This window comes from Desulfovibrio faecalis, from assembly GCF_053570625.1.
Genome location: NZ_JBRBQR010000001.1, coordinates 1,819,348 through 1,831,432, shown reverse-complemented (window position 1 = coordinate 1,831,432; position 12,085 = coordinate 1,819,348). Strand labels below are relative to the sequence as shown.

The window sequence follows — 12,085 nt, the reverse complement described above, 5'->3', positions numbered from 1 at the left end:
GAGCTGCCCGCCACCACACAGAGCCAGCCATGCAGAATCAATCAGCACGTATAGGCAAAGGCAGCGGCAAAACCGGAAGCGCGAACCAGAAACCGCTTTAGTTCACGCTCACGATTTCGATTTCAAACGTCAGCGTCTTGCCAGCGAGGGGGTGGTTGGCGTCAAGGGTGATCTCGTCCGAGCCAACTTCAGTGATGGTCACGTCCATCTGGCCCTGCTCGTTGGAGAGCTGCAAGGGCACGCCCACGTTCAGGGGAATATGGTCGGGCACCTGGGCGCGGGGAACGGTGAACACCAGTTCGGGATCAGCCTCGCCGTAGGCATCATCAGGCGCAACGGTCACGGTAACGGTTTCACCCGCTTCGCGACCGTCAACGGCGGATTCAAAACCCGGGATCAGCATACCTTTGCCCATCACGAATTCCAGGGGTTCGCGCTCACGCGAAGAGTCGAACACCGTGCCATCGTCAAGGGTACCCGTGTAATGCGCGCGCACCGTATCGCCTTTTTTAATAGGCATAACTACTCCATTGCAGTGTGTGTGGGCGGTCTGCGGCAGTGAGCCGCATTGTCGGCAGAAGCTGCCAGGGCAGAAACCCGCCCGCGAAAAAATAACGCCCGATAATAAAGTGCAAGCAAAACACGCCGGGGGGCTTCTGTCAATCTGTAACGTTGCCATAAATGCCTCCAATCCCCCTTCCAGCGCGGGTTTGCGGGCTTTGATCTTTTGCGCGGCATTACGGTAAAAATACAACTGCCGCAGTTGCATTCCGCCCTGACGCGACACAGGTGCCACACCGCCGCGACAGCCGCTTGCAGGCTTGACAGAGTGCCATACGACACTAATAATTAACAATTACTCTCAACGGGAAAATCCCGCTCTTGTTCGGGCGGCACACGCAATCTTTCAGAGGTATCTCAGAGGTATTTTATGTCCGATATTCGCTCCACGTACACCGACGAATGCAATTTTTATGGCCGCCACACCCCCCGCGAGCTGGCTGAAACCTTCGGCACCCCTCTCTATGTATATAATGAGAACGTGCTGCGGCAGCGTTGCCGCGACCTTATGGGGCTTTCCAAACACCCCGGTTTCGGCGTGAACTATTCTGTCAAGGCCAATGCGACCCCCGCCCTGCTGCGCATAGTGCGCGAGGAAGGGCTGGTGGTGGACGCCATGAGCCCCGGCGAACTGTACATGGACGAGCTGGCCGGTTTTACGCCTGACGAAATTCTGTACATTTCCAACAACAACTCCGAAGCCGAGCTGAAAAACGCCGTTTCGCGCGGGCTGCTTATCAGTGTGGATTCTCTTTCGCAGCTTGATACCCTTGGCCGCATCAACAAGGGCGGCAAGGTCATGGTGCGTTTTAACCCCGGCATTGGCGCGGGCCACCATGCCAAGGTCATCACTGCGGGCAAGGACACCAAATTTGGCGTCACCCCCGACAAGCTGGACGAAGTTTTTGCCCTGCTTGAAAAACACGACCTCACGCTGGCTGGCATCAACCAGCACATCGGCTCGCTCTTTATGGAACCAGACGGCTACCTTGATGCCGCCGAAGTGCTGCTGCATCTTGCCGACCGCCTGCCCGCCAGCATGCTGGCAAAGCTTGAAGTCATCGACTTTGGCGGCGGCTTTGGCATTCCCTACCACAAGTACGAAGGTCAGGCCCGCCTGAGCATGACCGACCTTGGCAGCCGCCTGCACGCCCTCATTGCGGGCTGGTCTGAAAAATCCGGCTACAAGGGCCGCTTCCTCGTGGAACCGGGCCGCTATGTCGCCGCCGAATGCTGCGTGCTGCTGGGCACCGTGTTTGCCGTCAAAAACAATGGCGACAAGCGCTACGTGGGCACCAACCTGGGCTTTAACGTGCTTGTGCGCCCCGCCATGTACGATTCTTTCCATGATGTGGAAATCTACGGGGCTGACACCCAGACACGCAAAAACATGGTGCAGACCATTGTGGGCAATATTTGTGAAAGCGGCGATATTCTTGCCAAGGAACGCGAACTGCCCGTTATGTGCGAGGGAGATGTGCTTGGGGTACTTGACGCCGGAGCTTATGGATTTACTATGGGTTCCAACTACAACCAGCGTCGTCGCCCTGCTGAAGTTCTCATTCAAAGCGACGGCACTGCCAAACTTATCCGCCGCCGCGAAACCCTTGAGGATCTTGCGCGCTGCCTGATGGATTAATGTGACACAATTACGCGGCGCATCCGCGCAGCAGGCCCGGCCCGCGCCCGACCTGAGCACTTCCCCCCGCGCGGTCTGGCGGTTGACCTGGCCCCAGATGCTCATGATGTACCTTATGTTCTTCATGGGCTTTGTGGCTGTATGGGTTGCCGGACAGATCAGCGCGGACGTTCAGGCGGCGCTGGGCATGGTGAACCAGTGCAGCATCCTGCTGATGGTGGTCGCCATGGCTGTTTCAAGCGGCGCCACGGCGGCTGTGAGCCAGTCGCTGGGCGCGCTTAAAGTCATGCGCGCCCAGCGCTATATCGGCACAACTGTTGTCGGCTGCATGGGCCTTGGGCTTCTTGTGGCCCTGGCAGCCGCCCTTTTCAGCGACGGCATACTGCGCGTGCTCATGGTGCCTGAAAGCATCATGCCGCAAACCCGCGAAATGTGGGCAGCCAGTATGCTTGGCCTGCCCGCGCAGTATCTGTACGCCTCAACCGGGGTCATGTTCCGCGCCACACGCCAGGTTTTGCCGCCCCTGTGGGTTGCCTCCGGCGTATGCCTGTTCAACCTGCTGGCCTGCCTGGGCCTTGGGCTTGGCTGGTTTGGCATGCCCAACATGGGCTATATGGGCCTGATCTGGGCCAACGTGGGCGCGCAGTATCTTGGCGCTGTATGCAACTGCGTACTGCTGGCGCATTCCGGCTACCTGAACCGCAAATCCCTGCCCTCCCTGCGCTGGCTCCGCGCTGGCCTGCCCTACCTGCTCAAAGTGGCCCTGCCCGCAGGCGCGGCCCAGATCGTATGGCAGTCCGGCTACATGATGCTGTTTGTTCTGGTGGCGTCATTGCCCTCCGACAGCGTCAATGCGCTGGCCGGTCTTAATGCCGGTCTGCGGGTGGAAGCCCTGCTGTTTTTGCCGGGCATGGCCTTCAACATGAGCGTGGCCGTGCTGGTGGGAAACAGCCTTGGCGCGGGCAAATCCGCCGAAGCCCGGCGCGTGGCCCTCAATATGGTGACGCTTGCGGCTGTGGCCATGAGCTTTATGGCCGCCCTGCTCTGGCCCTTCCGGCAGGAGGTGGCCCACCTGCTCTCGCAGGAGCCGGGCACGCAAGCGCAAATTGTGAGCTACCTTACCTATAACCTGCTCTCCACGCCCTTTTCCATCGCAAGCACTGTCATGGGTGGCGTGATGACGGGAGCCGGTGCCACCAAGTACAACCTCATGATTTTTGGCGGCAGTTTCTGGCTGGTGCGCCTGCCCTTGGGCTGGCTGCTTGGTCACATGCTCTGGGGCACGGCCTCGGGCGTATTTGTGGCCATGCTCGTATCCCAGATTCTGCAAACCAGCATCATGCTTTATGTGGTGCTTTTCAGCGACTGGACGCGCTTTGCCATGAGCCGCTGCCGTCAGCCGCAAACCCCGTAAATACCGCCCGAGAGGCCGCAATGGCGGCACCCTGGCATGCGCCCGCGCACTGTTTGCATCTGCGCATTGAGACGCGAGGAGACGATTGTGAGCAAGACCTTTATCCCTGTCAGTCTGGACGGACGCCAACAGTATTACGAACTGTGGGGCCGCACCCCTCAGCGTTCACTGGACTACACCCTGGCAAACCTGTGGGGCTGGCAGGATTACTACGGGCTTGAATGGTGCTTTGAGGACAACCTCTGCTGGATCCGTCAGACCCGGCCCTATGCCGTGTGCTGGGCCCCTGTGGGGGACTGGAACGCGGTTTCGTGGAAGGATTTGCTGCCCTGCGGCTTCAACCCCGAAGCCCACAACATCACCCGCGTGCCGGAAAAGCTGCTGGAAATCTGGCAGCGCGAACTGCCCGGCCTTGTGGATGCGGATGAAGATCGCGGCCAGTGGGAATACCTGTACAAACAGGAAGAACTGGCGGAACTGCCGGGCAACCGCTTTCATAAAAAGAAAAATCATCTCAACAGCTATGTGAAGACCTACGGCCAGCCGGACTACCACACGCTGGACGACGCCATGGTTGAAGACGTGCTGGCCGTGCAGGACGACTGGTGCCAGTGGCACGAATGCGAGGAATCGCCTTCGCTCAGAGCCGAAAACGAGGCCATCAACCGTGTGCTCAGCCACTGGAACTGTTTCACCGGACTTGTGGGCGGTTCGCTCTATGTGGACGGCAAGATGGTGGCCTTCAGCGTGGGCGAGAATCTGGACGGCGCAAACCTTGGCGTGCATTACGAAAAAGGCCTCAATGGCTTCAAGGGCGTGTACCAGACCATCAACTGCCTGTTCTCGCGCAACGCTGGCGCAGGATTTACCTACATCAACCGGGCTCAGGATCTGGACGAAGAAGGCTTGCGTCAGGCCAAGATGACCTACCTGCCTGCCGACTTTCTGCGCAAGTACAAGGTGCGCATCCGCAAGAGCTGACGTTTGGCAGCCGCGCCGCAGCGTGGGGGCAAGCTTCTGTTCACCGCGCTTCGAGCCTGAAAGACATAAAACCGCGCAGCCGTCCTTTATCAGGGCGGTATGCGCGGTTTTTTATTTGTGCGGCCTTACTGTGTATTGCTATTTTCCCGGCGCGCAGCCAGTTGAAAAATGTCCTTTTGCTGACAACCAAAACAAATGCAAAACCCCGACAGAAGCCGGGGAATTGCACGAAAAAAACAGTTGAGGTGGTTGAATCATGCCATAATTGGTATTCCTGTCAACATGAGATACCAGTTGGCAAAAATGACCTTTCCTCCACCTTTATCTACTTGCGACACCCTGCCGTGATTTTTTTAATCTGCAATATTAATCTGATACGCGGCATGCGCAAATGTGCCCTCCAGAACCCAGCAAAAAATATTGCCTTCCGCTTCCACTAAGAAAAATATTTTTTAGCCCGCTGGCAAGCCGTATCTCTTTTTATTCATAAGTACACTCCCCAATGATGAAATTCACCAACACGTTGGGGAAGGGTCAATTCTGAAAAGGTAAAAAAACAGGACGTAATGAAACCCGCCCATGTGGTAGTGGGAAAAAATTCAAGAGATGTCATGACCGCTAACCATGCGCAGTGGTGCAACCGCCCAACCTTGAGGCTTTTCCATCACCAGCAGGGGATGTCTTCTTCCCGCTCGTTAAGGTTTGAATAGCTGTGAAAGACTTGCAGGCGGTGTCTGGCTCCACAAGCCATATGCGCACCAGCGCGGAATCGCGCGCGGTGCCGAGGCTTTTAACAGCCAGCGAAAGCACGTCTTCTACCGCGCGCTGCTGCGCCAGATCCAGAAGGAGGGTCTTGATGTCTCTGTCGCCAAGAATAATCATAGAACGGCAGTATATAGCACAGGCCAGCACTCCGCAATTCCGCATGCCTGAGGCAAAGTAAAGGCGGGCAATGCACTGCCCCCGGGAGCGCGCTCAATCGTTGTTTACGAACCATTGGCGTGCTGGGGGCGATATGCTTTGCCCGCCCGAGCTTATCCATGCAAATAAAAAACCGTAGCTATCGCGTTTTTCCGCGCTGCTTGCGCTCCGCTAATCAAACTTTGCCGTAATCTGCTTTGCGCCATTACGCAGCTTGGTAATAAGAGACTCAAGAACCTGGCTCTGCTGCGAAAGGTCAATCAGTGCCGTTGATATCTCCTGAAGCGCAGCCGAAGTCTCGGACGTGTTCTGATCAGCCGCAGAGATGGCTTGCGTTATTTCAGCAGAAGCGTGCGTCTGTTCATCCACAGCGCGGGCAATGGCCTGAATCTGGTCGGCCATTTCGTTCACATGGAGTGTGATCTGGCTGATGGCTTCCCCTGTTCCCTCGGCCATGTCATTAACTTTGGAAATTGCTTCAACCGCAACATCCACCCCGCTGACGTTGTTTCGCGTGCCTTGCTGCACGGCCTTGATGGCATCGCCCACTTCCGTTACGGCCAGCATGGTTTTTTCTGCGAGTTTGCGCACTTCGTCCGCAACAACGGCAAACCCTCTGCCGGCATCTCCGGCCCTGGCGGCTTCAATGGCTGCGTTCAAGGCCAGCAGGTTGGTCTGGTCTGCAATATCGTTAATGACATTCATAATTTTGCCAATGTCTTCCGCCTTTTGCCCCAACTCACTCATTCCTGTTTTCAATCCGTCTGCAATGGTTTGCACGGACTTGATGGCTTCAACCATATTACGAACTTCGCCAAGCTCCTTATTCGCATTGACTTTAACCAGTTCAGAAGAAGATGAAGCTTGCGCCGCATTGGTTGATACCTCCTGCACAGAGGTATTCATCTGCTCCATGGCAGCTGCAACAGAATTCATGCTGTTTGAGAGGCTTAATGCAAAATTGCTGGATTGCTCAACCTGAGCTGAAATTTCCTGCGATGCCGAGGTAACGGAACCGACAACACCGTCGAGCATATTGGCAGCTTCAACCATGCCCGCAGCACGCGATTTAAGGACATCGTCCCTGGCTTCGGACGCCTCCTGGGCATGCTGCTGTGCGCGGGCTTCAGACTCTTCGGCTTCTGCTGTTTTTTGCTCGGAAAAGAGTATCTTATCTTTCAGGCGTGAGACCATGGCCGTCAAAGAGCGCTCCAGAGCCTGCAGTTCCGCCTTAAAGGACCCCTTGGGCTGCGTATCCAGTTCCCCCTCAGAAACTTGCCGGGCGAATGTCTGAAGCCGCAAAAGAGGATTTACAAGACTGTTGCGCATGATAAACCAGACCGCGCATACAATTAAAATCAGTATGACAACTGTTTCTGTTCCAATAGCAACGGCAGTTTTCTTGGTTCTTTCAACGGCAAGATCAAGAGAATAAATAATTTCAAACGCCCCATGGATTTCGCCTTCCTTCCAGCCCTCCTTGATGCCGCCAATGGGGTCAGGCGCACCCTTTGGATCGCCATGGCAGTACATGCACTCTGCGGTCAGAGCTATTGGCTTAAAATAATGGTTCTTCGTCGTTTGATGTGGAATTGACCGACCTCAATCAGTTTGGATAGCCCTCCTTTAGGAGGACTGCCATGCAAGCTGAAGAAATCTTTGCCTTGGGCCTCGGCCTCACGCCGCCCTGGAAAGTTATGAGCCAACGTCTTGATACCGACCATACGCCAACCAAGCTCCACCTGGAGATCGGTGCCGACCGCGGAGCGCTGTATCCGTGTCCCGAGTGCGGAGCCGCGTGCAAGGCTCACGACTTCAAGGAATTCACGTGGCGGCATCTCAACTTCTTCCAGCATCACTGTTACCTCACAGCCCGACTGCCGAGGATCAATTGCCCGGAACATGGAATCCGACGCGTCGAAGCCCCATGGGCCAGGGAAGGCAGCCGGTTTACCCTGCTTTTTGAGCAGGTTGTCATGAGCCTCGTTCGAGAGATGCCGGTCAATGCCGTAGCGCGTCATGTCGAGGTCACGGATACCCGCCTGTGGCGCATCGTCCATCACTATGTGGCCAAAGCCATCAATGCGCTGAACTTGAAAGACATCAAGGCCATCGGTCTGGATGAGACCGCGTCCAAGCGTGGGCACAATTACATCACCGTCTTCATTGACCTGGATCGTTCCGACAGGCCCGTGATCTTCGCGACTCCAGGTAAGGGCAAGGAATGCCTGACTCAGTTCTGCGCGTTCATTGAAGCCCATGAAGGCTGTCCTGAAAACATCGTCGAGGTAGTTTGCGACATGTCGCCTGCGTTCCTCTCCGCCGTCGAACAGAAGTTCAAGTCTGCCTCGGTGACAGTCGACTGGTTTCATGTCGTCCAACTCTTCACCAAGGCCGTCGATGACGTCAGAAAGCTTGAGGCCAGGCAGTCAAAGCTGCCGGACCACACCCGTTGGGCCGTACTCAAGGGCGCCGAGACAATACGCACGCAGAATCAGGAGAGTGCTCTCCTGGAACTCGTCGAGCAGGGCTTCGCTACCGCCAAGGCCTACCGTGTCAAAGAACTTCTGCGCTGGGTTCGACGGGCCGAATCGAAGCAGGCCGCCAAGTGGCGCATAACCCATTTTCTCAAGCATGCCGCCGAGTACGCGGCCGACTGCCCGCTATTGGAACCCGTGCGCGGAGCATTGGCCAGCTTTGAGAGGCATTTGCCGCGAATCCTTCATCGTTGGCATTCCTTGCACACCAATGCGAGGCTCGAAGGCTTCAATGGCCTGTTCCAGGCGGCAAGGGCCAGGGCCCGAGGATACCGGAACGTGGAGAACTTCATCACCATGGTCTACCTGATTGCGGCCCCGATTCAGGTCGTAGTGGCTTCATGAATTCCACATCAAACGACGAAGAACCAAAATAATGGATGGCGTCGGGCTGTCGCACCACAAGTTCAGTAAGACCCTGCGCCTTGATTTTGTCCAGGGCGGCTTTTTCCAGCTCGTTGGGTGTATTTTCCGGATTGCGCGGGGAATATTTGGGCACACGAAACCGGTAACCAAGCTTGCTCGCATTTTGTCGCGCCATTTTTATGGCCGTGATGATTGGCACGGCATCAACCAGTTTATCGCGCGAGATTTCATCAAGCGGCTTGATAACACCGTTGAACTTAAGGGCCATTTCCTGACGTGCCGATTCAGCCATGCTGACAATGCCGCGTGCTGATTGAAGGACGGCCTCTTCTTCAGACTTCCATATGCTCTGCATTGCGTACGCAAATACCAGGATGGCAAGAAGCGTTGGCCCGAGTATTGATAGAAGCAAAACTTTCAGCTTGATACTCATAAGTCCCCCACAATTGCGAGTCACAAAACGTTAGGGCCTCAAATCTGCACAACTAAAGATGCTCACTCAGGATTTTGAAAAAATCAGCCACAGGACCCGCAATATTGCTAGGGTCCACGCTTTCTGCCATCGAGCTAGATAAAAATTCATATAAATACAAACAATAAACTGTTCCTGAAGTCAATATAAACCGCACAATATGAAGTATATCGGCACAAACTATAACAACATTAGAAGGAAAAATAATTTTTTTATCATGCAATATTAGAAAGTTACACAATTTTTCAATACAATATTTCATAAAAATAATTATCTTATGAAATAAATATGTTGCATTAATAAACAATAGCGTGCTATCAACTTGTTATTTTTCAGCAATAAAATCTACTTTGCAGAAGCAATAATTCAATACATACTGCTAATACACAAATATACAGACAATCTCCAACTCCCTCAGGCAACATAATAACATATTTTTTAATATATGATAATACGTTAACAACTACACATAAAACAATGGCGCACCAAGATTGCTCTCAGGGCGCCACAGACAGAAATCCCACGGGCATGCTGCCCACAATAAATTCTAAAAACTAAAAGCCTACCACTCGTTTTCGACGGCACCACTACACCCTACGGGCCTTGTGCGCAGCTTGTCGCCGGGAACCATGCACAACTCTTGCTCAAAAAGGTTCCGGCCCGTTCCCCGGGTTTCAGTAGCTGCAGATTGGCTGACGTTGACGCGGCGGATGGCGCCGTTCTTATACTTTATGGTGAAGGGAGTGGATAATACTTTCGAGTTCTACCCGACAACGAATTATGCCTTGGAGGGTGACCTTTGAGTAGTCGGGGACAACCTCTGCGTAGACTCTGCTATTTTGTTTGGATAGTCCAAAAACAATGTTTTTCCTCAGGCTCCACGGCCTCGAAGGCCCCTAACTCGGCGAACGACGAAGTAGCTTTCGTCAACCTCAACTTTTCCTTTTACAGGAGATTCTGCCTCGCAGAAATGGACAATGCGTTTGCGAAATGCAACCAAATACCTGTTCACAGTATTTCGGTTCACACCTGCGATTTGCGCAATCTGCAAGCCATCCAAGTCAACGGCAAGCAGCCTCACTATTTGCCGGATTTTGGCCTCTGAGATTTTTGAACGAATTTCATACTTGCCTTTCATTGTTATACCTAGCTAAGCCAATCATGGATGGCTCAGCCAGGCAAGACTCAAAATAAAAGCTTGCCAGAAAAACAAACCTATTACCAGCGCGACCGCATTTACTGCCGCGACATGTTTTCTCATATTACCGGGATTGCCCGGCGTTATGCCGCAGCGCTGCCCGTCAATCTCTACTCCTTGCCCAGCGACAGACCCGCCAATGCTTTGCCCAGGCTGGCCGCAATCCTGACGATCTGTTTTTCCTCAAGGTCGCCGTATAGGGGCAGGCAAAGAGCGCGACTGGCAAGATTTTCTGCCACTGGGCACGAAACCTGCCACTCTGCCTTGAGATAGGGCAAGGTGTTTAGGGCAGGATAAAAGTATCGCCGAGTGTATATATCTTGTGCGGCCAGCGCTTCCTGCACCCGCAAAATACTGTTTTCGTCGGGCAGCAACACCGGGTAGTAGGCGTAGTTCCAATCCAGTTTACTGCTGCGTCTGGGGAAAGCCAGGTCCACGCTCGTCAGCAGGGCATCATAGGCGGTGTGCACATTTTTGCGCCGATCAATTTCTTCTTCCGTTCCCGGCAAAAGCGAGAGGCCCATTACAGCATGGAGTTCGCTCATTTTTGCATTGATGCCCAGGCAATAGTGGGTGTCGCCCTCATGACCGAACGCCCGAGCGCGCGACAAAGCCTGATGGGCAGCGGCGGAATGGGAAACAACGCAGCCCCCCTCGGCGGTATGAAAAAGTTTGGTGGCATGGAAGCTGCAAATTGAGTAATCACCGTAGTTCAGCAAACCTTTGCCAGCATAACGGCAACCGAAAGCCTGTGCGGCGTCATAAATGAGCGTGGTGCCATTCTCGCGGCAGATAACGTCAAGGGCTTCCACATCGCAGGCAAGTCCGTAGACATGCACGGGGAGTACGCCTGCAATATCAGGCGAATCCTGAAGGCATTTGCGTAGTTTTTCAGGAGAAAGACACATGGTTTCAGGATCGACATCCACAAAAACAGGCGTACATCCCATCCAAAGGATTGCAGAAAGTGTTGCAACGTAAGTATATGGTGTTAATGCAATTTTTTTTCCTGCAAGGCCAGCGCACTGCAAGGCCAGCATAAGCGCCGTAGTGCCGTTGTTGCAGAGAAGAAGTTCATCAACATCAAGATAATCGCAAAGAGACCTTTCCAGATTTCGAACATGACAACCGTGGTTTGTTATCCACGCTGTCTGAAAAATTTCCTCCAGCCGCCGGAAAAATTTTTCTTTGTCGGGCAATCTGGACTTTGTGACATAGAGTTTGTTTTCCATAAATTGATGTTCCCTGTTGGTACGTGGGGACGCGTAAATTTATTGAGATATTATGTAAAAAGGGCAAAGAAAAAAAGAGAAAAATCAATTCTGGACAAACAGCCGAGCATAAAGCATGCCTAACAAAAACATCGTTTAAAGAGATAAAAAACAGATTAACATCATACAGCCATTCTTTACTAATCAATTTCATTGACTTTGCCAAGAAAACGGCGTCGATCCAACCTGCGTTTGTCAGATTCACTGAATATGATGAAGTAACAATATTTACGATTGCAGCTCAAAATTCTTCATGAAAGGATAGACTGATAAAAGAGAAGTTGATCCAGCAGATGTATTTATTGCTGGAAATGAAGTTTTCTTAACGTATAGGTGCCGCTTGAAGCGAATGGGCGCTATTGCTGATTTTCCGTTACAAAACAATTGAATCAATAAAAATGGACTTTTTCAACTCAGCTCTACACTACACAAAATGTCATTCTTTCGTTCTCTTGGTGTGCATAACGACTACTGACAATAAACAGACATCTATAGGCGCGGCGCGGTAGCCGACGCACAGTATAGTGTCACTAAGACTGCACCTCTGTCCAAAATAACGATGCACAGCCTCTTGAACTGAAAATACAAACGTTCTCGTATCCCCTCTTTCAAAATTCTGCAAATCTCAATGAAAACAGAAGCATTTCACGTTCGGCCTGAGGCAACACAGATGGGGGGGCTTCAGGATCTTGCAGCACACTGAACACTGTTTTCCATCTGGCAAA

The 12,085-nt window shown here is 53.1% G+C and carries 9 protein-coding genes and 2 pseudogenes; 5 read left to right on the top strand and 6 right to left on the bottom strand.

What is annotated here, in order from left to right; translation table 11 throughout:
- Window positions 1-97: 97 nt before the first annotated feature.
- Window positions 98-520: an FKBP-type peptidyl-prolyl cis-trans isomerase gene (locus ACUZ79_RS08195; protein ID WP_298998664.1), complete on the bottom strand. Its 423-nt coding sequence runs from the start codon at window positions 518-520 to the stop codon at window positions 98-100.
- Window positions 521-931: 411 nt separating this feature from the next.
- On the opposite strand from ACUZ79_RS08195, the gene lysA reads away from it, so the two are divergent.
- From lysA to ACUZ79_RS08175, 4 genes and pseudogenes are all read left to right on the top strand, one after another.
- A complete protein-coding gene (gene lysA, locus ACUZ79_RS08190) occupies window positions 932-2,200 on the top strand; it encodes a diaminopimelate decarboxylase (RefSeq protein WP_449251282.1) in 1,269 nt (422 codons plus the stop codon).
- Between the two features lies 1 nt (window position 2,201).
- On the top strand, window positions 2,202-3,614 hold the full coding sequence (locus ACUZ79_RS08185; RefSeq protein ID WP_449251281.1) for an MATE family efflux transporter: 1,413 nt from the start codon (window positions 2,202-2,204) through the stop codon (window positions 3,612-3,614).
- Window positions 3,615-3,701: 87 nt separating this feature from the next.
- A complete protein-coding gene (locus ACUZ79_RS08180) occupies window positions 3,702-4,595 on the top strand; it encodes a DUF2156 domain-containing protein (RefSeq protein WP_240826067.1) in 894 nt (297 codons plus the stop codon).
- A 577-nt stretch (window positions 4,596-5,172) separates the two neighbouring features.
- Window positions 5,173-5,217, top strand: a pseudogene (locus ACUZ79_RS08175) (SEC-C metal-binding domain-containing protein); the annotation flags it as partial.
- On the opposite strand, the gene ACUZ79_RS08170 reads toward ACUZ79_RS08175, so the two are convergent.
- Window positions 5,214-5,477: a hypothetical protein gene (locus ACUZ79_RS08170; RefSeq protein WP_449251280.1), complete on the bottom strand. Its 264-nt coding sequence runs from the start codon at window positions 5,475-5,477 to the stop codon at window positions 5,214-5,216. The pseudogene ACUZ79_RS08175 and the gene ACUZ79_RS08170 sit on opposite strands and share 4 nt — an antisense overlap.
- A gap of 210 nt (window positions 5,478-5,687) precedes the next feature.
- Window positions 5,688-7,049: a methyl-accepting chemotaxis protein gene (locus ACUZ79_RS08165; RefSeq protein ID WP_449251279.1), complete on the bottom strand. Its 1,362-nt coding sequence runs from the start codon at window positions 7,047-7,049 to the stop codon at window positions 5,688-5,690.
- Between the two features lie 107 nt (window positions 7,050-7,156).
- Here ACUZ79_RS08165 and ACUZ79_RS08160 point away from each other — a divergent pair, with 107 nt between their 5' ends.
- On the top strand, window positions 7,157-8,398 hold the full coding sequence (locus ACUZ79_RS08160) for an ISL3 family transposase (protein WP_449250523.1): 1,242 nt from the start codon (window positions 7,157-7,159) through the stop codon (window positions 8,396-8,398).
- Here ACUZ79_RS08160 and ACUZ79_RS08155 read toward each other — a convergent pair.
- The 3 genes and pseudogenes from ACUZ79_RS08155 to ACUZ79_RS08145 form a co-directional block, all read right to left on the bottom strand.
- The gene (locus ACUZ79_RS08155; protein ID WP_449251278.1) at window positions 8,346-8,852 is read right to left on the bottom strand and encodes a Tll0287-like domain-containing protein; all 507 of its coding nucleotides are present in this window, start codon (window positions 8,850-8,852) and stop codon (window positions 8,346-8,348) included. The genes ACUZ79_RS08160 and ACUZ79_RS08155 overlap by 53 nt on opposite strands.
- 779 nt (window positions 8,853-9,631) lie before the next feature.
- Window positions 9,632-10,029, bottom strand: a pseudogene (locus tag ACUZ79_RS08150) (transposase); the annotation flags it as partial.
- A gap of 170 nt (window positions 10,030-10,199) precedes the next feature.
- Complete coding sequence (locus tag ACUZ79_RS08145; protein WP_449251277.1) at window positions 10,200-11,321, bottom strand: DegT/DnrJ/EryC1/StrS family aminotransferase; 1,122 nt, start codon at window positions 11,319-11,321, stop codon at window positions 10,200-10,202.
- Between the last annotated feature and the right edge of the window lie 764 nt (window positions 11,322-12,085).